The organism is Holdemania filiformis DSM 12042 (genome assembly GCF_000157995.1).
GTDB lineage: Bacteria > Bacillota_I > Bacilli_A > Erysipelotrichales > Erysipelotrichaceae > Holdemania > Holdemania filiformis.
Window position 1 is genome coordinate 448,518 of sequence record NZ_GG657561.1, and the last position, 21,288, is coordinate 469,805.

Here is a 21,288-nt window from a genome sequence, read left to right on the forward strand (position 1 = left end):
AAGGCCCTCAAGGTCCAGCTGGGGTAACGGGAGCGACAGGAAGCACCGGCCCTACCGGAGCCACCGGCCCGCAAGGTCCTCAGGGGTTCGCAGGCATCACCGGTCCGCAGGGCCCGCAGGGAATTCCGGGTGTCACAGGGGCAACTGGAGCGACGGGCGCGACCGGAGTCACTGGAGCAACAGGTCCCGCTGGTATTCAAGGGATCACGGGACCTACAGGAGCTACCGGTATTCAAGGTCCGCAAGGTCCGCAGGGTCCAGCCGGCACAGAAGGCACGGCAGGCGCTACAGGTGCAACGGGGGCAACTGGTCCAGCCGGTCCAACGGGCCCAACAGGAGCCACGGGTATTCCAGGTGATCCAGGGGCAGGAGGCGCTACAGGTCCGACAGGCCCGACAGGTCCAACCGGTCCGATTGGTCCAACGGGTCCAACAGGTGCTACAGGGGCTACAGGTGCGACGGGCGCTACCGGAGCTACAGGTGCGACGGGTGCCACCGGTCCGGCAGGTGCTGACGGTGCAGACGGTGCACCTGGTTTAGCCGGTGAACCAGGCCCGACAGGTCCTACGGGAGCTGACGGTGAAATGGGCCCAACGGGTCCAACCGGTGCAGATGGCGAAATGGGTCCGACCGGCGCAACAGGTGCAACAGGTGCTGGCGGAGGCGGAGGACTGCTTTATTACGGCGGACGTTATAATAAAACGGAACAGACCTTGTATTTAAATCCCAATACGCCAACAATCATTCCGCTTCCATTGTTAATGCCGTCTAACGGGGTCGGAACCGGCACACCAGATAGCTTAACGATCGAGCATCCGGGCGTTTATGAGATCAACTATATGTTCAATGGTTCTTCCTCATTAGGCACTGAAGTTTCGCTGGAAGTGAGAAGAAACGGAATAGCTATCGACAGCACTGAGGTAACTCATTTGCTGGCGGTCGGCGTGGAATCAATCTATTCCGGAAGCGTTATTGAATATTTGTCACCGGGCGATGTTCTGGAATTGGTCGTCTTCGCGAATTACGCGTTGAATTTGACGTTGGGTATCGGTGTAGCGGCAACGTTGACGGTAAAAAAACTGGATCTGGAATTTGCTGACGCCGAATAGGCAAACCTCCGAAATCCTTTCTTAAGTTAATAAATTTCTGCTTGTTGAATGAAACGGGAAAATTAATTCGATTTCAGGCGTTTTAAAAACAGCCGGCTTTCAGCTAATTCTGTAGCCGGCTGTTGATTTAGTTCTCATTTCCACAAGTTTGTTTCTGATTGGGCGGACAACAATGAGAAATAGCGTCTAGCGGCATAAGCTGAGATGAATTAGAAGAAGGTGAAATCAATGAAAAACAGAGATTATGCTTCCTCTCTGGATTGGGATAATCAAAATGATTCGTGTGAATGTTCCTGCTGCGGATGCAGTGGTCCCCGCGGACCGCGTGGTTGTCCAGGACCAACAGGCCCGGCAGGACCGAGGGGGCCGCAGGGAGAACGTGGACCTCAAGGTGTTCCCGGTGTTGCTGGGGAACGCGGCCCTGCTGGTCCACAGGGGATCGAAGGCGTTCCAGGCCCGCAAGGGGTTGCGGGTCCGCAGGGAGAACGGGGTGAACAAGGTCCGTTAGGGCCCCAGGGATATCCGGGACCGACGGGGGCGACCGGTCCCATCGGAATTCAGGGCCCCATGGGTCCGCAAGGATTACAGGGGATTCCTGGTGTGACCGGGCCGACCGGACCAGCCGGAGTGTCTGGAATTCCGGGACCGCAAGGACTTCAAGGGCCAACAGGCCCGCAGGGGATTCAGGGAGAACGCGGTCTTCCTGGACCAACTGGACCGCAGGGCCTTCCGGGTATCACCGGAGCTACAGGAGCAACAGGCGTCACGGGCCCAATAGGACCCGTTGGGAATCCGGGCTCCACAGGTCCACAGGGCCTTCCAGGTATAACTGGGGCAAACGGGTGCCACAGGTCCCACAGGCCCGCAGGGATTCAAGGTCCCACAGGCCCCGCAGGGCCACAGGGGCTTCCAGGTATAACCGGGGCCACCGGGGCAGTTGGACCGCAAGGAACTCCCGGACCTACGGGTGCAACCGGAATAACGGGAAGCCCTGGTTCTACGGGACCAACCGGTCCGGAAGGGCCGGTTCCGGACGACATCTTTGCTTCCTTCATTAACTTCGGTGCCGTGTTTGACAATGCGGCGTTGATACCGATGGGCCAGTCGATGGTGGATCCGACGGGTAATATTACGTTGAGTGAACCGACACGGGTAACGCTGGCGCCGGGCTTCTATAAAATTGATTACGAAGTATCGGCACTTACAATGACACCGACCTTTATTCAGGTAACGCCGTTTTACAACGGAGCTGCGCATATCGAATTCGGTATCTATTTTATGACAGCGGTGGAACGCTCCAGTGCTTTTGGCGCAGTATCTATGATCATTGAGGTCCCGTCCGCAACACCGTTTACGCTGACGTTTAACACAGCTGGCACGGTGAGGGAATGTACGCTGACGATGACGATTGTCAAGCTGCGCAGAAGTCAAAGCTGACACAGAAAAAGCTGCCGGTTTTATGCGCAGCTTTTTCTGTCGAACGCTTTGCGCAACGATGGCATAAAATAAGATGAGTGAGGTTTAAAAAAGGAGGTTGGTTATGATTACGATCAGTTTATGTATGATCGTCAAAAATGAAGAAGACGTCTTAGACCGCTGCCTCAGCAGTGTTGAAAAAGCCGTGGATGAGCTGGTGATCGTGGATACGGGATCGGTGGATCAGACTCGCGCCATCGCGGAACGTCACCATGCCAAAATTTATGAATTCCCCTGGATTGACGATTTTGCGGCGGCGCGGAACTATGCCTTTGATCAGGCGACCCAGGATTTTATTCTCTGGCTGGATGCGGATGATATCCTGCCTGCGGATCAACTTGATAAATTGATCGCGCTGAAACAAACCCTGGATGATCGCTGCGATATGGTCATTATGCAATATCGAACGGGTTTTGACAAAGAAGGCCGGCCAACCTTCAGCTTCCCCCGGGAGCGGCTGATCCGCAGGAAAGCACATTTGCGCTGGAAGGGAGCGGTTCATGAAACAATTCCTTTCGTGCCCCGCCGGTATGTCAGCGACATCGCCATTGAACATCATAAGCTGCATTGCGCGGATCCACAGCGCAATCTGCGGATTTTGGAAAAACTGAAGCAGGCGGGAACGATGGATACCCGGCAGCGGTATTATTACGCCCGGGAATTGGCGGATCATCAACGGTATGAGGAAGCCTTATCCGAATATGAGTTATTTCTGATGGATCCCGCTGGCTGGTCGGAAAATAAAATTGATGCCTGTTTAAGTATGGCTCGCTGCTGGCATGCATTGAAACAAAGACAAAAAGAATTTTCAAGTTTGATCCAGGCGTTTCGTTATGCGCCGCCGCGTGGGGAAATCTGTTGCGGACTGGGACGATATTTCTATATTGAAAAGAATTGGGAATGCGCTGTTTTCTGGTATCAGCTGGCGACGACGCTGCCCTTACCGCTCGACCGGGGCGGATTTGTCAATCTGGATTGCTACGGCTATATTCCATGGATCTGGCTGTGTTGCTGCTACGATCAGATGCAGAAATGGGACGAAGCGTGGCAGGCGAATGAAAAGGCGGGCGCCTTGAAACCGAATGACGCTTCCTATCTGCATAACCGCGCTTATTTGAAACAAAAACGGGAAAGCGGGAAAGTTTAAATCATTGTGAATTGACATGCAATAGACCTCAGTTCCTTAGCGAGCAGAGGTTTTTCTTACTGTTTATGATATTGCGGTGGATCTCCTGAATTGAAAAGAGCCAGGAATAAACCGGTACAGTCGGATAGATAAACTATAGATCCGAGAAGAAAGTTACTTAATTTGTAGATTAGGCTACAAAAAGAAAGTGGAAATTTGAGAATAAGATGACTATAATAAAGTTTGGCTGTTATTGAACGCAGGGAAAAGCAGGAGGAGACAACGATGGCGGAAGTTGTTCGGCAGGAGAAAAAATATCTCATCACGCAAAGTCAGCGGATTCAGCTGCAGCATCAGTTCAGTGTACTGATCAAATCCGATCCGCATAATGAATCCAATGGTTATCGTGTCCGTTCATTGTATTTCGATACGCTCAACGACCGCGATTTTCAGGAAAAAGAGGATGGCGTGGAACGTCGGCGAAAACTGCGGCTGCGGGTTTATAATCCACAGGATGATTTCGCCTTGCTGGAAGTCAAACAGAAGGAAGGGGCTTACCAGCGGAAACGTTCGGTGAAGCTGACGCGAAGGCAGGCGGAAGCTTTGATTCAGGGATATCCGGAGGTATTGCTGGAATGCTCCGATCCCTTTGCCGCAGAATGTTATGGAATGATCCGGGTTCAGCTATACCAGCCCAAGACGATCGTCGAATATCAGCGGTTCGCACTGATCGGTTCGGAGAACAATATTCGGATCACGTTTGATCATCAGATCCGGGCAACCGAAGGCTGTTTTCATCTGTTTGATCCGAAACTGAGTCTGGTGCCGGTATTTCCAATGGCCCAGGCAGTGCTGGAAGTGAAATTCAATCACTTTCTGCCTTCTTATATTCAGCGGGTGATCCAGGTTTGCGACCATAGCGAATTGTCTGTCAGCAAGTATACGCTGGCCCGGCGGATCAGCCATTCCGTCGTTTTTTAACGTAAGAGAAAAGGGGAGAGTTTTATGAATCAGTTTTTATATGACTTGATTTCACAAGTGGATCAAATTAGTTTGTTTTCATTGTTTTTGCATATCGCAATGAGCGCGCTGATCGGCTTGGTGATTTATCTGTCTTACTGGCTGTCGCACACGGGAACGATTTACAGTAAGAAATTCAATGTTTCGTTAGTGACGCTGACAATTCTGACAGCAACGGTCATGGCGATCATTGGAAATAACATTGCGTTGTCGCTGGGCATGGTTGGCGCATTGTCGATCGTGCGTTTTAGGACAGCGATTAAGGACAGCCGGGATACAGTATATATTTTCTGGACGATCGTTGCAGGCTTAGGCTGCGGCGTAGGCGATTATGTGACCAGTGCGATTGGCAGCGCCATCGTTTTCATTGTGTTGTTAGTATTGGGCCGCATTAAAAATGATAACCGGATGCTTTTGATCATCCGCGGTGCGCGGTCAACCGAACGTCAAATCGAAGGCGTAGTTTTCAACTATTTCAATCAAAAAGCAATTCTGCGGGTAAAAAACACGACGCCGGATACCTTAGAATTGATTTATGAACTGCCGCGAAGCAGTTATCGGCAGTCGCTGAAAAAAGAGGTCAGTGTAACGGATGCCTTGTATCAGGTTGAGCACATCGAATATGTGAACGTCGTCGCTCAGGATGACGATATCAGCAGTTAGTCGGAGGTGACCGCAATGAAGCGGAAATTATTCCTGTTCGGCTTGTGTTTTTTGATCATCGCCTTGGCGTTGACGGCGCAGACGGTGTCGCCGCAGAGAAAAGCCCGGGTTGTGCAGCATCGCCAGACGGCGGTTTCCCCGCAGGTTTGTGAAATCAATGGATCCGCGGAATTTTGTACGCATTTACCTATATTAAAATTGAATACGGGAACACAGGCGATTCCGGGTGAAGATCACAGTCATGACCGCATTTTAGCAGAGCTGACTGTCTGGGATGGAAGTCAGGGCAACCGCTTAAGCGATGAACCGGCATTCACGACACCGGCAGCGATTCGTTACCGCGGCAATTCCAGTCTTCATTTCGATAAAAAGTCATATTCGCTTGTTACGCTGAACGATGAGGGTGAAAAGAAGAAACAGTCGCTTCTCGGTATGGCGGCTGACGAGGAATGGGTACTGAATGGCCCGTTTCTGGACAAGACGCTGATGCGCAATTATATCGCAATGAATGTTGCCGGACAGATTATGGACTATGCGCCCAACGTTCGATACTGCGAGCTGTTCGTCGACGATCAATATCAGGGTGTTTACTTATTAATGGAACAAATCAGTCGGTCGGAAGAGCGGATCAATGTCACAGAAATCAATGAGAAACTGCAGAAAACCGGATATATTGTTCGGCTGGACCGCAAGCATGACGATCCTGAGCAGATCAACACCTTTACTGATTATACGTATATTCTTGATGTCACGCAGGCAATGGATGTGAAATATCCTGGTACTGAGAAATTAACCGAACCATTAAGAGCTTTTATTGAGCGGGATCTAGGCGAGGTTGAAAAAGCCCTGTATTCCTTTGATTATGATTCCCGCGATTTTGGTTACCGACAGCTTCTGGATGTAGATTCGTTCGTCGATTATTTCATTATTAACGAATTTTTCCGGAATGTTGACGCCGGCAGCTATTCGACATATTTATATCGCAGTCTGGGCGGTAAGGTAGGAATCTGTGTCTGGGATTTTAATAATATGCTGGATAATTATCAGGAAATTGAATTGCCGGTGGAGGGCTTTTTCATGCCGGATAAGCCGTGGTTTTTCATGTTATGTAAAGATGAATACTTTATTGAACGGGTAATTCAGCGCTACAAGCTGCTGCGTCAGTCAGTGTTAAGCGAAACGGCGTTATTGGCGATGATTGACGAAACTCAAACTTATCTGGGACCGGCAATAGAGCGGAACTTTGAAGTCTGGGGCTATACGTTTGAGCGTCCGCATGAGTTGGAGACGGATAAAAGCTGGCAGACCGGCGATCAGGCGGGGACGGTTTTGAATGAAATCGACCGAAATTACCTGCAGCCGCTGTCGCGCAACCCTCGCACTTACGAAGAAGCAGTTAATGCGATGAAAGCGTATTTGAGCGCAAGAGGAACGTGGATGGATGAACATATTGACAGTCTGCGCCATGTCGCGCATGAATCTGTTAATAAAAAATATAACCATTAAAAGGAGGCTGCCCGATGAAAAAATTTATTATTACCGTCAGCGTCCTGCTTTGCCTGTTTCTGGCGTTTCAGTGGTACGATTATCGTTATGGGCTGAACTGGAGATCGTCAGACCAGCCTGCTGAAATCATAGCGAAGACAGAGGGTCGGCAGATATTAATCAAGAAACCGGAAGGCTATGTGCCGTTCGAGATTCGCGGCGTTGACCTGGGCGTGGGAATTCCTGGTTATTTTGCAACGGATTACAAGATTGATAAGGTAACCTATCTGCGGTGGTTTGATTTGATTCAGCAGATGGGCGCCAATACAATCCGCGTTTACACGATTCTGGGTTCCGACTTTTATAATGCGTTTTATGAATACAATCAGGGAAGGGAAGAACCGCTGTACCTGATTCACGGACTTTGGGTTAATGATTATGTGCAATTTTCGCACCGGGATGCTTATGACGATGCTTTCTTAGGCACATTTTTAGAGGATGCGCGGACTTTGATCAATATCCTGCATGGCAAACAGATGTTTTCATTGGGTTATGGCACGGGTTCCGGCTCTTACAATCATGATGTTTCGCCCTGGGTGATCGGTTATATCCTTGGGGTGGAGTGGGAGCCTTCAACGGTAGCGTTCACAAATCAACGATATCCGTCTGCGGCTTACCATGGGGAGTATTTCAGTACAAAACCGGAAGCAAATGCGTTTGAGGCAATGTTGGCGCAGGTCGGGGATACGCTGGCCAGGTATGAGGACCAGCAGTTTCACTGTCAGAAAATGATCGCGTTTTCTAACTGGCCGACAACGGATCCGTTTGATTATCCGGATCTGATGAAGAAAATGTTTGAGAAATTTACCTCGGTCGACGTGGAACACATCGCGGTCCAGTCTGCTTTTCAGGTCGGACAATTCGCTTCCTATCACGTTTATCCTTATTATCCTGATTATTTAGGTGTAATGAACCGTTATGAAATCGGTGACGGAATGGAGATGACGGATCAACGTAGTGAACAGAACTCTTATTATGCCTATTTAAAACAATTGGCGGACTATCATTCAATGCCGGTGATCATTGCGGAGTTCGGTGTTCCCAGCTCGCGCGGACAGGCAAAAAAGGAAAGCCGGGGACGCAGCCAAGGGGGACTGAATGAAACGGAACAGGCCGACGCTTTGGTTTCATGTTATGAAGATATCATGGCCTCCGGCTGTGCCGGCTCAATTGTATTCAGCTGGCAGGATGAATGGTTTAAGCGGACCTGGAACACAATGGCGCATGTTGATCTGACAAAAACACCGTTCTGGAGCGATGTTCAGACGAATGAGCAATTTTTCGGCCTGTTGGCGTTTGATCCGGGGAAAAAGCGCAGCGTCAGTTACCCAGACGGCGATCTGGAAGAATGGCAGGGGATGGATCCTGTTTCACAAACAGAGGAGCTGCGGATTTATGCGCAGTATGATGAAAAATACTTATATCTGATGATCGAAGGCACGGATTACAATCCGGTCACGGATCGGTTATCGTTGGGGCTGGATATCACGCCTCAATCGGGAAGTCATCGCGTCCTGGGCACAGCTTTGAATTTTGATCAGCCGATAGATTTCTATCTGACGCTGCGGGGAGATCAGGCCGAAATTCAGGTTCAGGAACGTTATGAAGTACTCAATGCCGTCTATGGATCATTAGTCTATGGGGGAGATCCCTATTTGGATCCGCCAGCCAAAGACAGTCCGGTTTTTAAGCCGATCCGGCTTTTCCTGCAGGAAGTTTCGGCTTACAATTTGGGGTTAAGCAAAGTTTGGGAAATGCCGGCAACCGACCCGACGGGAATTTTAAAGCGCGGCAACGGAAATCCGGCGGCTTCCGATTTTAACTCCCTAACGGATTATTGCTTTGCGGAACATGCGGTGGAACTGCGATTGCCCTGGGAACTGTTGAATTTTTCCAATCCGAGCGAAATGCAGATCCATGACGACTATTATGAAAAATACGGCATTGAAAACCTGTCGATTTCCTCAATCCAGGTTGGTGCGACAATAAAATATCAGGGTGAAGTCGCGATGAGCGAAATCCCGTTAAAGGGATGGGGACGCAACGTGAGTTATCATGAACGATTAAAGGAAGCTTATTGGCGGATGCAGCAGGTCTGGGCGCCGAAGTAAGGAGCGGGTACCATGAGAATTCATATTCGGGCGGAAGCGCTGGTCTTTGTTTACATGGTCATCTGTTTCAGCATGTTGATTTTCAATTTGTTTGCGATCGGCAAAAATCATGTGCGGGAGCGGTTCATTGAAAAACGCCGCAGGCAATGGCTGACGCTGATTGAGCAGCAGTTGGCTCGCCGGGATTGTTCCCAAGCCAAGGATGAACAACACCGCCGGTTTTTAAACAAGCGATTCCGTTATCTTGTCGAACTGATCGCTTTTCAACAAGCTGCTGCTGAACTGCAAGTCCGGCAGCCAGACACGCTTTACGTTTATTTAAAACAATACCGCGACTGCTTTGTCAAAGTGGCTTTCCGATTGGCCCGCAAAGATTTGGTAACCCAAGCTTACATGGTGTATGTGATCGGTCAGTTCCGATTGCTTAACGCGGATTTTGAAGATGAGCTGACGCGGTTGGTTTTGCAGATTCTGCTGCATAATTCAGTGTACTGCCGGGAGAATGCATTTCAGGCGTTGGTGGCTTCAGGGAATCCGCAGTCAGTGACAGAAGCTGTGCTTTTGCTTTCCCGCAATGAAATTCAACACAGCCAGAAGCTGATCAGCGATGATCTGCTGCGTTTCCCAGGGGATCAGAATGCCCTTGCTGAGCAGCTGTGGCTGCGGATGGACGAATTGACACCGGCCTATCAATGCGCACTGATTAATTATTTTCGAATGGTCGGTCCGCAGTTTGCCCAGCCTTTGTTAGCTCGTCTGAACGATCCGCGGCAGGATTCAGAAATTCATTTTGCGGTGCTGCGCTATTTGCGCCGCTGGCCGGATCGCGAGGCGTATCCATTGCTCTTGAAGCTGCTTCAGGATGAAAGCCGGAGCTGGGAATATGCGGCCCTGGCGGCCTCAGCGCTGGACAGCTATCCTGGTTCGCAGACGATTTCGCATTTAAAACAGGCACTGCACTCGCGTTTCTGGCATGTCCGGTATAACAGTGCTCAGGCGCTGTTGAATCTGCATGTTCCGTTAGCGCAGCTGCAGGATATTCTGAACGGCCCGGACCGATATGCGCGGGAAATTCTTGAATATAAGCTGAAAGAAAATGCAGGAGGGGAGGGATTGCCGGATGATGGATCTGATTAAGGATTTTCTTGCAAATGTCGAATTCTTCTTCGTGTTTTATCTGATCGGCTACAGTACTTTCCTGTTTATTTCTGTGGTTGTCGGAGCCAGCGTACTCTACCGCAACCGCTATCTTGAAAAAATGAAAAATGAGCTGAAGCATGATTACTATGTGCCGGTATCGGTCATCGTCCCGGCGCACAATGAGGAAGTCACCGTAGTTGATACGGTGCGCTCGCTGCTTCAGCTGGATTATAAATTATATGAGGTTTTAGTGGTCGACGATGGGTCGACTGACAAGACAAGCCAGCGTTTGATCAAGGCCTTCAATTTGATCGAAACGCAGCGGCCGATCCGTCTTCAGGTGCCTTGTCAGAAGCAGAAAGCAGTTTATGAACGCGAGATTCATGGGATTCGCGTAACCCTGATCATCAAGGAAAACGGCGGTAAGGCTGATGCGCTGAACATGGGGATTAACGCTTCCCGTTTCCCGTATTTTGTCTGTATGGACGCGGATTCCCTGCTTCAGCGGGATTCGCTGGAATACGCGGTGCGGCCGCTGCTGGAAAGCGATGAGGTAATCGCGGTCGGCGGACTGGTGCGCATTTCCAACGGTGTGACGCTGGAGAATGGGAAGGTAAAGCATTACCATTTGCCGTTCAATCCGTTAGTATGCATGCAAATTCTCGAGTATGACCGCTCGTTTTTGGCTTCCCGGATTCTAATGGATCAATACAACGGGAATCTGATCATTTCCGGGGCCTTCGGTTTATTTAAAAAAGATCTGGTCATTACGGTCGGCGGGTATGACCGGAGCACGATGGGAGAGGATATGGAGCTGGTAACCAAGCTGCATGTGTTTTGCCGGGCTCATGATATTCCGTATGCAATTCGTTATGCACCTGATGCGATCTGTTGGAGCCAGGCCCCTTCGACTCTGCTTGATTTAACGAAGCAGCGCCGCCGTTGGCATATCGGTCTGTTCCAGAGCTTGACGAAATACCGCCGTTTGTTTTTAAACTTCAAATATGGTTTTGTCAGTTTGATTTCTTATTTCTACTATCTGCTTTATGAGCTGCTTTCTCCATATATTGAGTTGTTCGGTGTGTTAACGATTGTTCTGGCCTGGGTTACCAATCTGATCAATTATCCTTTCGTCGTTTATTTCTATCTTGTTTATGCCTGCTTCAGCGGTGTTTTAACCTTGGTCGCGTTTTTCAGCCGAATTCATACGCAGAATTTAACGATCTCGTTCAGTGATGTGGTGAAGGCTGTCGGGTTGTGTCTGTTTGAAATTATCTTCCTGCGGTTGTATTTGGCGGCGGTGCGGATGTTATCGCTGTTGAGTTACCGCAAACGGAAGAATCACTGGGAAGCGATTACCCGGACGGCCAATAACCCGGCAGTTGGTGTAAAAGAAGGCGGTGGAGAAGAATGAAACGGAAAACCGGAGTTGTGCTGGCAGCCAGTCTGGCGGTGATTTTAGCCGCGGCCGGTCTGCAAACCTCACGGCGTCATCCGATGGCGGGCAGCTTATTCTCCTGGAACAAGACGGCTGTGAGTGAGGAAGGGATCGAAGCTGTACTGACGATCGACGAGCAGCTTCCGCTGACGCAGCTGTTTCAGGAATTTCCGCTGGATATGCTGGAGGAGAAATCCGAAATCCGTCAGTTTATCAGTCGGCTGCACAGCCGGGGAATCGATTGTTATGCGCTGATGGGCAATTCCGCCTGGGCGCTTGAAGAACAGGCGGAGGAGGTGTTGACGCAGCTGAACTTAGTATATGATTACAATCAAGCGAGTTCTGCAGCCCAGCGGCTGCGCGGCGTGGTGCTTGATATTGAGCCCTATCTTCTTCCGCAATGGGACACGGAAGATCGGCTGATGTTATTGCGCCAATATGCTGAACAGATGACAGCTTATTATAAGTATGCGCAGAAATTGGGTTTGGAAGTTGTGATCTGTCTTCCGTATTGGTATGATAAAGATTACGCTGCACCGCTTGAACAGTTGATCGGACAAGCTTGCGACCAGGCTGCGATCATGAACTATAACCGTCATGATGAAGCCGGCCAGTTGGCTAAAGAAGCGGAATATGCCCAACGCTATCACAAAACATTAATTCACATTTATGAATTCATCGCTCCGGGCAAACATGGTCTGGAATCCGGCAACACTTATCACGATGCGTCGCTGGATGAGCTTCGCCAATCCTGGACCAGACTTCAGGAACAATTCCCGCAGGATCAGATTTATCCAGGTTATCATTACCTTGAAGAGGTTCAGGCTTTTTTAGAGCGTCAGTAATTCAAGTTGCAATGCCAAATTCGGCATTGCTTTTTTAGATATGCGGACAAGTTTGGTTCTGGTATAATCTAGGTAGAGACTTTGGACTTTTAGGAAAGCGAGGATCCCGGAATGCAGATGAATCGATGCTTTGAAATTGTCTACCTGCTTTTAGAACGGAAAAAAATTACGGCTCAGGAGCTGGCAGACCGCTTTGAGGTGTCCGTGCGGACGATTTATCGCGATCTTGATTTTCTCTCTCAGGCGGGAATTCCGATTTACGCGCGGCGGGGAAAAGACGGCGGGATCGAGCTGTGGGATACGTTTGTCTTAAACAAAACTGTTTTTTCGGAAGCCGAGAAGCAGGAACTGACGGCGCTGCTGGAGGGCTTGCGGTCCACCGGTGTTCAGGAAGAAACGCAGGTGCTGCAAAAAGTTTCCGCGCTGCTGGGCCAGCCGCGTCAGTCCTGGATTGAAGCGGATTTTTCGTTATGGTCTAAGACTGCGGATCAACCGGATTTATTTAGTCTTCTGCGCCATGCGATTTGTAATCGCAGATGCATTCAATTTGATTATTACGGACTGAACCGGGAGGCGACGCATCGAATTGTTGAACCATTACGGCTGGTGTTTAAGGCTCAGGCCTGGTACTGTTATGGCTGGTGCACATTGCGGGAGGAAGAACGGTTTTTCAAAATTGTGCGGATGCGCGAAGTCGTAGAACTTGACGAAAGTTTTGAGCCGCGTCCGCTGCCGGATACCATTCTGACACCGCTGCCGGACAGTGAGAAGAGCGTGACGATTACCATGAAGGTCCAGCCGCAGGGGATTGCGCGGCTGATGGATGATTTCCAACAGATCGAGCTGAAATCTACGCCGGAAATGACGACGGCGCGGTTTACCTGCCCGGACAGCGAATGGCTGCTGAGTTATCTGTTGTCCATGGCCGACTGCACGGAGGTGCTGGCGCCGGAAGGCGTGCGGGAGAAAATGCGGCAGTGTATCCTTGCTTTGGCAGAACAGTATAACAAAAAAGCGGAAATAGAATAAAAACAGAATACCTGACATCCTGTTGTCAGGTATTCCCTGGTAAACTAAAAGAAGATTTATTGAAATCCAACGAGATTCAAAAGTGGGTTTCATCAAGCAGGATAAAGCAGAGAACACAAGAGAAAGCAGGGATCACAGGATGAGTATAGTGCCGGAAATCAGCGCCAAGACGCTGTTAGCGCCGATGAAGAACGGCCAGTGGTGGTTTGGCGGCGATTATAATATGAACTTGTACCGCGGGTGCTGTCATGGATGTATTTACTGCGATTCACGCAGCGAATGCTACGGCAATGATCAGTTTGATACAGTGATGGTTAAAAAAGACGTGCTGGCACTGCTGGAAAAAGAATTAAAAAGTAAGCGGCGCACCGGTGTCGTCATGAACGGCGCGATGACCGATCCGTACAATCCCTTTGAAAAACAGCTCGAGGTGACGCGCGGGTCGTTAGCTCTGCTGGATCGATATGGCTTCGGCGTCGGTTTCGCGACCAAGGGAATTCTCGCGGTCAGAGATATCGATCTGTTATGCCGGATCCATCAGCATTCGCCGGTGCTGTGCAAATTTACGATCACGGCGGCGGACGATGCGCTGGCAAGGAAAATTGAACCCCATGCCCCGTCGAGCACCCAGCGTTTTGAAGCGATGGCAAAGCTTTCGAAGGCGGGATTGTTTACCGGGGTGTTGTTAATGCCGGTCTTGCCGGGAATTACGGATGACCGGGAGAACCTTCATCAGATTTTAATCCGCGCAAAAGAGGCCGGCGCGCAGTTTGTTTACTGCAGCTATGGCATGACGATGCGCGATCGTCAGCGGGAGTATTATTATCAATGCCTGGATGAACAGTTTCCGGGATTAAAAGAGAAATATATCCGCCGGTATGGCAACCGGTACAGCTGCGCCTGCCGCAAGCCGTTTGAGCTGAAGGCGATGATTGAAACGGAATGCCGGCAGTTGGGCCTGTTAACCCAGATGAAAGCGATTATTGAGGCTTATCGCTTCAGCCGCGGGCCGCAGCAGATTTCTCTTTTTTAGCAAGCTGAATCATTTACAAATTCATGACGTTTTACAAGCGACGCTGGTTATTCAGCGCCGCTTCTTCTATAATAGAATTAAGCAAATCAACGCGGTTTGACCGCAGCGCAGGGGAAACCAAGGTGAAAAAGGGGATGGGACTATGAAACGCGGGATTGTACTGCTGATAATCCTGGGCGTTCTGCTGACATGCAGCGTCAGTCAGAACGTCACAAAATTTGAAACAGTTTCAGTTAATCCGATGAATTTGACGGAAGAACAAAATCAGTACGTTAAAGAACATCAGCTCCACTATCTGACCAGCGGTTCTGATCGCACGGAAGATCATTTTGCGATTGCCCGGCTGTTTAAAAATCCGCAGGGGAAACTGACGCTTTTCTTTAACTATGTGCAGCAGGACACGGCGGCCGCTGTCAGCCGCAGGCTGTATCTGTTTGATGAGGATCGCGCACAAAGAACGCCCTGTTCGGGCTTTGCGATGCAGCTGGTGGAACAGAAACATTTTTATCAGGCTAAAAACGCTGCAGTCTATTCGCTGGATCCTCTGAATACTACTTATCCAGGCAATTCTCAGCTGGACACGACAAGCATGTGGAGCAGCTGCCAACGTGTGCAGCTGCCCTTGACGCATTATTGGAGCCGGAAGACCCTGTTTGGTTATTACATTGTGGAAATGGAGGCTCCGGCGGATGACGAATATCATTTCCTGATCCGGATGATCCTAGAAAAACCTGCGATCCAGCTGAAGCTGGGGTTTGCGGAGCTGACGCCGCGGTCGTTTGAAAATGATGCTTACCTGCTGCGGCTGGATTTGTGGAAAGAATAAGGGAGGAAATCAAGGATGCAAAAAGCAATAGTTTGGTTTCGGGCTGGTTTGGGAATGCAGGCTTTATTGGCAGGCCTGGCCATTGTGCTGGCTTTGATTTACCGGCGTAAAGATAACCGCGGACGAATGCTTCTCTTAGCGCGGCTGTTGAGCTGGGGAATGGCTGCGGTGATGATCGTTAACGTCGTTATGATCGCCGGCCTGTTGCTTACGATGCGCCAGTTTGGGTTAAATCATTCCCGGCTGTTCGTGGTAAATTTGGTTGTGATCGGCTTGATGGGCGTCTTGGAAATGGCTCTGTTATTGGGTTTCGGGTTTTGTTACCGGCAGCTGCTGCGGATGGCAGTCAGCGGAGACAGATCGCCGGTTCTCGTTAAAAAATGCTGTCAGGGGAATCAGCTGTTGGCCGGCTTCTGCGCTATGAGACTGATCGAACCGTTGATTCAGGCGGCGGTGATCCAGTTCTTTCCGATCACAGAAATTGACGCGCTGGCCTTCTCGTCAATCAATCTGAATTTTGAATTTCCTTCGCTGCCGCTGCTCGACTGGGGTTTGCTGCTGATCGTGGCGCTGATTCTGGAAGCTTTCCTCAAGCGTCATATTCCGATGTCTTCTGAGTGTTTAAGCCGTGAAGAGGAGGGAGAAGAAAGCCGGGGATGAAGCACAGAACTTCGAGGTGAATTCAGGAAAATTGTGACAATTTCCCAATGCCGCAAGAATGGTGATAAAACTGAAATCGGATTCAGGTATGCTTGAACCAGGAGGCGAAAGCATGAATGACAATCGAGAACAAATTAGCCGGGCTGTTGATTACATTGAGGAGCATCTGCAGGATGAAACCTTGGATCTCAATGCGGTGACCGCTGCCGTCGGCTATTCCAAGTATCACTGGCACCGGCTGTTTACCGCATTGACCGGCGTGCCGGTGCATCGTTATATTCAGCGCCGGCGAATGAGTGAAGCGGCGCGGCGGCTTGTGTTTACTGCCGATCCGATCCTGAGGATTGCTTTGGATTCGGGTTATCAGACGCAGCGTTCATTTTCCCGCCAGTTTCAGGCGGTTTATCACTGCAGCCCCAAAAGATACCGGCGCAGAAAGCTGTACTTGCCGCTGCAGCCCCGCTTGGAATTGCAGAATAGTCAGCCGGATGCGCTGCGTAATTTTAAAATTCAAATTCGAGACGAGGGCACGATAACGCTTGTCGGTTATTGTGCCGAACTCCGGCATGGGTTTGGGGCGATCGGTCGGACCTGGCGGAAACTGCATCAAAATAAATCTTCAATTCCCGGACGCAGCGATCCGGATTTCCTGATCGGCGTTCATGATTATACTGAGTTCTCAAATTCGCAGAAGGGGCCGATGTTTACCTGTTGGGCAGGGGCTCAGGTGGAACTTCTGGATGATCAAGCTCAGTCTGTCCCCAAGGGCATGCGGCGGCTAACGCTGCCGGCCAGCCGCTACGTGGTGTTTGAATATCAAGGCCGATGCCAGGACTCTCTGGAGCCGGTCATCGAACTGATCTATAATCAATGGTTTCCCTCAGCTTCATGTCAGCTGAATGAAAATGCGCGGTATGATCTTATCCGATATGGCGAATCTGTTGACGAACAAGGACTCAGCGATATCCAGATCGGGATTCCGATTCTTTAACCGCCAGACGTTGCCGGAGAGAAGTGAGGGTAGGCCAGTCAACGAAAAACAAAGGACATTCATGAACAAGCGGATGTCAAGGAACAGAAAAAAGGCTCAGCCTGCTGAATGCGGACTGAGCTTTTTCTAAGATTTTGTTATTTTGTCAAATCGTGAATGACGATGTTGTTCTCACGATCCGGACCGACGGAAACCAGCGAAATCCGGGTGCCGGTGATCTCTTCGATCAGCGCAAGATATTTGCGGCAGTTCTCCGGCAGTTCTTCAAACTGGCGGATACCGGTGATATCTTCTTCCCAGCCTTCCATCATGCGGTAGACCGGCTTGGCTTTTGCGTATTCTTCCAGGGATGCCGGGATGGAAGTTGTGACTTTTCCGTCGATTTCATAACCGACGCAGACCGGCAGCGTTTTAAACTGGGACAGGACGTCAATTTTCGTGACGACGAGATCGGTTAATCCGTTGATCCGGGCAGCCTGTTTGACAACGCACAGATCGAGCCAGCCGCAGCGGCGCGGCCGGCCGGTCGTCGCACCGTATTCATTGCCGGCCTGACGCAGTTCCTCGCCGACTTCATCGAGCAGCTCGGTGACAAACGGACCTTCGCCGACGCGGGTCGAGTAGGCCTTGACAACGCCGATGACATGATCCAGCTTGAACGGACTGACGCCGGCGCCTTCGCAGACTCCCGCAGCCGTCGGGCTGGAGGAAGTGACATACGGGTAGGTGCCGTAATTGATATCCAGCATGTTCGCCTGAGCACCTTCAAACAGAACGTTCTGGTTCTGATCCAAAGCGTCGTTGACTGTGGTGACTGCGTCGATGATGCGCGGAAGCAGGCGTTCGCGGATTTCCTTGAACTGTTCAACAAGCGCGTCGTAATCAAACGGTTCTTCCTCATACAGCTTGACGATCTGTTCGTTCTTGATCGAAAGGGTCGTGGCCAGCTTGGATTTGAAGTTATCGAAATCAACGAGATCGCAGGCGCGTAAGCCGATGCGGGTGTATTTGTCCGCGTAGCAAGGACCGATGCCGCGCTTCGTCGTGCCGATTTTGTTGCCGGCCAGCCGCGTTTCCTGCAGCTCGTCCAGTTTGACGTGATACGGCATGATCAGATGCGCGCGGCCGCTGATCTTGACGTGTTCCGTGTTGACGCCGCGGGACTCCAGTTCATCGATCTCTTTGAGCAGAACAAACGGATCGACAACGACGCCCGGGCCGATGACGCACAGCGCGTCCTGATGCAGAACGCCGGAGGGCAGTAAGTGCAGAACCGTTTTCTCGCCTTCGACCACCACGGTGTGTCCGGCATTGTTGCCGCCCTGGAAGCGGACGACCATGTCCATTTTTTCTCCCAAAACGTCAACGATTTTTCCTTTTCCTTCATCACCCCATTGGGATCCGACGACGACATATCCAGCCATAATTGTATTCCAACCTTTCTTTACTATGGGATTTGGTTTTGATGCGGCAGGGAAGACGAACGCGGGTTATGCCTGTTCGCTCAGTTTGGCAATGCCGGTATCGATCCGGCGCAGCGTTTCCGCCTGACCCAGGATGTGGGCGATTTCAATCGCGCCGCCCGGGGTGAACTGCTTGCCGCTGACAGCCGTGCGGACCGGCCACAGCATCTGACCATTCTTAATGCCTAATTCCTGAATCAGATTCATCAAGGAATCATGGATCGCTTCTTCGCTCCACTGCGGCAGCGCCGCTAGCACTTCGCGGGCCTGCTTTAAAGAGGCAAGGGCGATTTCAGCATTGGTCTTCATCTTTTTGTGCGTGTACATCGCGATGTCATATTCCGGCAGAGCGTCGAAGAAATCGACCATTTCGTCAATCTCATTGAGCGTGGACACCCGCGGCTGCAGGATCTTGCTGATGTCAACGAGGTCAAAGTCGCCCTTGACGGCGTTCTGCAGATGCGGCAGCGCCAGCTGATGGAACTGCTCCAGCGTCAGATTGCGGATATACATGCCGTTCATCCACGTCAGTTTTTCAATATCGAAGATCGCCGGCGATTTGCTGATACGCTCGACGGAGAACGCTTTTTTCAATTCGTCCAGCGAATAGATTTCCTGTTCGGTTTCCGGCGACCAGCCTAACAGCGCGATGTAGTTGAGGATCGCGGCCGGCAGATAGCCTTTCGCCACCAGATCCTGAAACGACGCATCGCCGTTGCGCTTGCTTAATTTGTGATGCTCGTCCTTCATGACCGGCGGCAGGTGAATGTACTTCGGGATGTTCCAGCCGAACGCCTGATAGACCAGGTTGTACTTCGGTGTCGACGACAGATATTCGTTGCCGCGCACGACGTGCGTGATGTTCATCATGTGATCGTCAATGATATTGGCGAAGTTGTACGTCGGGAATCCGTCGGACTTTAACAGGATGCTTTCATCCAGAATGCTGTTTTCAACTTCAATATGACCGTACACTTCATCGTCAAACGAAGTGGTGCCGGTCAATGGGATATTCTGCCGGACGACGTATTTTTCGCCATTGGCAATTCGCTGCCGCGCTTCTTCCAGCGTCATGTTGTGGCACGGATCGTTGTATTTGAAGGAGACGCCTTTGGCTTCGGCTTCTTCCTTCTGATGGTGAATATCGTCTTCACTACAGAAGCAGTAATGCGCGCCGCCCAGTTCAATCAGCTTTTCCGCATATTCTTTATAAATGCCGGAAGCCATACGTTCCGACTGGACATACGAGCCATAATCGCCGCCGACGTCCGGTCCTTCGTCATGGTCCAGACCACATTCCTTCAATGTCGTGTAAATCAGATCGACAGCACCTTCGACCAAACGTTCCTGGTCGGTGTCTTCAATCCGCAGGATGAAGGTTCCGTCATCCTTTTTTGCGACCAGATATTCGTAAAGGGCTGTGCGAAGATTTCCGATGTGCATGTAGCCGGTTGGGCTGGGTGCAAATCTAGTTCTAACTTTTTCCATTTTCACGCTTCCTTTTCTAAAACCTTTCTTATTGTACCTTAAGTTAACCTTAAGTGCAATTTTATCTTTCCGGAAAACAGCGTTTTTTAGCCTTGTTTTTGAACTAAAATTCTACAATGCCGGCAGGGATGAGAATCTGGGAAGAAAGAAAACGAAAAACGGCTCCTGTTACCGATCTTACAAACGTATTCGAAGCTTAAAAGAAGGGAGTGACCGATTCAGAAAAACAGTCTTTTTTGTTTTCATCTTTGAAATTTGGGAAATAAATCGATTCAGGGGCAAGCTGTAAACGCCGAGGCTAAACGGAAGGAAAACCTGGCTTTGCGTCTTGATTCTGTCAGAAACTGAACAAATTAAAATATCTTGCATCCGCGGCGTACAAGCCTGGGGAGTCAGCGGAGCGAATCCGTCAGGGGGCGGACTTACCAGAAAATTTGAAATTTCTGGTTGACTTTTTGATGGAAAAGCGTAAAATATAAGAGCAAGCCAAATTGGGATGTAGCCAAGCGGTAAGGCTGTGGACTCTGAATCCACCATGCAAAGGTTCGAATCCTTTCATCCCAGCCATAAAATAAACTCCTCATCTGTAAAAGATGAGTTTTTTTATGGAAAACGAGCGGGGCTGGGGATGAAAGTCTGCGCAATGTGAACCGCTTGGCTAAAACAAACCTGTCCCTTTCAGAATTAATAATAAAAGAATAAGCCAAAACAACACGACGCCTAAAGCATAGCGCCCGTCTTTGGGCGGCAGAGCCTGGGCCTGCGCCTGACATTTCTGCCAGACGTCGGCAGGGATACATTTGACTGCCAGCGTGATGAGCAGCGGCAGCAGAAGCAGATCGTCCAACGCCCCCAAAACAGGAATAAAATCGGGAATCAGATCCAGGGGAGACAAAGCGTAGCCGACGGCCAGAGCGCAAAGCCACCGCGCCCGCTTCGGCGTATCCGGATCTTTGAGTGCTTGAGCCAGTGCGGGAAGGGCAGATTTACAGGAACGGATTCGATCTTTCATGCGGCGTTGGCGTTCTTCTTTATTCATCGGTTCATTCTCCCAGAGTATTCTGATTGTTTTTAAATTCCTGAAGTAATAAGAAAGACAGGATAGCTTCTATTCGATCAGGCTCATCGTTTATTCTTATTATAGAGAAAAGCGGAACAGCGGGTCAATCCTTTCTTGGGTCAACGACAAAAAAACCATCCGGCCGGATGGTTTCTATTTCTTATGGCTGGGATGAAAGGATTCGAACCTTTGCATGGTGGATTCAGAGTCCACAGCCTTACCGCTTGGCTACATCCCAATGACTTGGTGCTTTATATTCTACCCT

18 protein-coding genes and 2 tRNA genes are annotated in these 21,288 nt (G+C 50.3%); 16 read left to right on the forward strand and 4 right to left on the reverse strand.

Annotated elements, in window-relative coordinates:
• Window positions 1-584: 584 nt before the first annotated feature.
• The 15 genes from HOLDEFILI_RS20315 to HOLDEFILI_RS14860 all read left to right on the forward strand — a co-directional run bounded on the left by HOLDEFILI_RS20315 (window position 585) and on the right by HOLDEFILI_RS14860 (window position 17,012).
• Window positions 585-1,109: a BclA C-terminal domain-containing protein gene (locus HOLDEFILI_RS20315; protein WP_050766998.1), complete on the forward strand. Its 525-nt coding sequence runs from the start codon at window positions 585-587 to the stop codon at window positions 1,107-1,109.
• A gap of 1,095 nt (window positions 1,110-2,204) precedes the next feature.
• Complete coding sequence (locus HOLDEFILI_RS20320) at window positions 2,205-2,546, forward strand: hypothetical protein (RefSeq protein ID WP_244264337.1); 342 nt, start codon at window positions 2,205-2,207, stop codon at window positions 2,544-2,546.
• Window positions 2,547-2,649: 103 nt separating this feature from the next.
• Window positions 2,650-3,732 carry a glycosyltransferase family 2 protein gene (locus tag HOLDEFILI_RS14800; RefSeq protein ID WP_039865103.1) on the forward strand — a complete coding sequence of 361 codons (1,083 nt, stop codon included), beginning with the start codon at window positions 2,650-2,652 and terminating at the stop codon, window positions 3,730-3,732.
• 264 nt (window positions 3,733-3,996) lie between these two features.
• The gene (locus HOLDEFILI_RS14805; RefSeq protein ID WP_039865105.1) at window positions 3,997-4,692 is read left to right on the forward strand and encodes a polyphosphate polymerase domain-containing protein; all 696 of its coding nucleotides are present in this window, start codon (window positions 3,997-3,999) and stop codon (window positions 4,690-4,692) included.
• Between the two features lie 24 nt (window positions 4,693-4,716).
• Window positions 4,717-5,394 carry a DUF4956 domain-containing protein gene (locus HOLDEFILI_RS14810; RefSeq protein ID WP_006060633.1) on the forward strand — a complete coding sequence of 226 codons (678 nt, stop codon included), beginning with the start codon at window positions 4,717-4,719 and terminating at the stop codon, window positions 5,392-5,394.
• A gap of 15 nt (window positions 5,395-5,409) precedes the next feature.
• Window positions 5,410-6,900: a CotH kinase family protein gene (locus HOLDEFILI_RS14815; protein WP_006060634.1), complete on the forward strand. Its 1,491-nt coding sequence runs from the start codon at window positions 5,410-5,412 to the stop codon at window positions 6,898-6,900.
• A 14-nt stretch (window positions 6,901-6,914) separates the two neighbouring features.
• Window positions 6,915-9,050: a hypothetical protein gene (locus HOLDEFILI_RS14820; RefSeq protein WP_006060635.1), complete on the forward strand. Its 2,136-nt coding sequence runs from the start codon at window positions 6,915-6,917 to the stop codon at window positions 9,048-9,050.
• Between the two features lie 12 nt (window positions 9,051-9,062).
• Window positions 9,063-10,187, forward strand: a complete 1,125-nt coding sequence (locus HOLDEFILI_RS14825; protein ID WP_006060636.1) for a HEAT repeat domain-containing protein — start codon at window positions 9,063-9,065, stop codon at window positions 10,185-10,187.
• Window positions 10,171-11,604, forward strand: coding sequence for a glycosyltransferase family 2 protein (locus HOLDEFILI_RS14830; RefSeq protein WP_006060637.1), 1,434 nt, complete (start codon window positions 10,171-10,173; stop codon window positions 11,602-11,604). Before HOLDEFILI_RS14825 ends, HOLDEFILI_RS14830 begins: the two co-directional genes overlap by 17 nt.
• Window positions 11,601-12,473 carry a hypothetical protein gene (locus HOLDEFILI_RS14835; RefSeq protein WP_006060638.1) on the forward strand — a complete coding sequence of 291 codons (873 nt, stop codon included), beginning with the start codon at window positions 11,601-11,603 and terminating at the stop codon, window positions 12,471-12,473. The genes HOLDEFILI_RS14830 and HOLDEFILI_RS14835 overlap by 4 nt, the downstream gene beginning before the upstream one ends.
• 111 nt (window positions 12,474-12,584) lie before the next feature.
• On the forward strand, window positions 12,585-13,502 hold the full coding sequence (locus HOLDEFILI_RS14840) for a helix-turn-helix transcriptional regulator (protein WP_006060639.1): 918 nt from the start codon (window positions 12,585-12,587) through the stop codon (window positions 13,500-13,502).
• A 139-nt stretch (window positions 13,503-13,641) separates the two neighbouring features.
• The gene (locus HOLDEFILI_RS14845; protein ID WP_039865106.1) at window positions 13,642-14,535 is read left to right on the forward strand and encodes an SPL family radical SAM protein; all 894 of its coding nucleotides are present in this window, start codon (window positions 13,642-13,644) and stop codon (window positions 14,533-14,535) included.
• 142 nt (window positions 14,536-14,677) lie between these two features.
• Window positions 14,678-15,361, forward strand: a complete 684-nt coding sequence (locus HOLDEFILI_RS14850) for a hypothetical protein (protein ID WP_006060642.1) — start codon at window positions 14,678-14,680, stop codon at window positions 15,359-15,361.
• A gap of 15 nt (window positions 15,362-15,376) precedes the next feature.
• Entirely contained in the window at window positions 15,377-16,021 is a 645-nt protein-coding gene (locus tag HOLDEFILI_RS14855; RefSeq protein WP_006060643.1) for a hypothetical protein, read from the forward strand.
• Between the two features lie 112 nt (window positions 16,022-16,133).
• Complete coding sequence (locus tag HOLDEFILI_RS14860; protein WP_039865107.1) at window positions 16,134-17,012, forward strand: helix-turn-helix domain-containing protein; 879 nt, start codon at window positions 16,134-16,136, stop codon at window positions 17,010-17,012.
• 137 nt (window positions 17,013-17,149) lie between these two features.
• On the opposite strand, the gene HOLDEFILI_RS14865 is transcribed toward HOLDEFILI_RS14860, so the two are convergent.
• Window positions 17,150-18,436 carry an adenylosuccinate synthase gene (locus tag HOLDEFILI_RS14865; protein WP_006060646.1) on the reverse strand — a complete coding sequence of 429 codons (1,287 nt, stop codon included), beginning with the start codon at window positions 18,434-18,436 and terminating at the stop codon, window positions 17,150-17,152.
• A gap of 66 nt (window positions 18,437-18,502) precedes the next feature.
• The gene (gene gltX / locus HOLDEFILI_RS14870) at window positions 18,503-19,963 is read right to left on the reverse strand and encodes a glutamate--tRNA ligase (protein WP_006060647.1); all 1,461 of its coding nucleotides are present in this window, start codon (window positions 19,961-19,963) and stop codon (window positions 18,503-18,505) included.
• A gap of 492 nt (window positions 19,964-20,455) precedes the next feature.
• Between gltX and HOLDEFILI_RS14875 the strand changes: the two genes are divergently transcribed.
• Window positions 20,456-20,530 (forward strand) — tRNA-Gln (locus HOLDEFILI_RS14875).
• Window positions 20,531-20,621: 91 nt separating this feature from the next.
• On the opposite strand, the gene HOLDEFILI_RS14880 is transcribed toward HOLDEFILI_RS14875, so the two are convergent.
• Together HOLDEFILI_RS14880 and HOLDEFILI_RS14885 are read right to left on the reverse strand one after the other, a co-directional pair.
• On the reverse strand, window positions 20,622-21,002 hold the full coding sequence (locus tag HOLDEFILI_RS14880; RefSeq protein ID WP_006060649.1) for a YkvA family protein: 381 nt from the start codon (window positions 21,000-21,002) through the stop codon (window positions 20,622-20,624).
• Window positions 21,003-21,186: 184 nt separating this feature from the next.
• Window positions 21,187-21,261, reverse strand: a tRNA-Gln gene (locus tag HOLDEFILI_RS14885).
• Window positions 21,262-21,288: the final 27 nt, after the last annotated feature.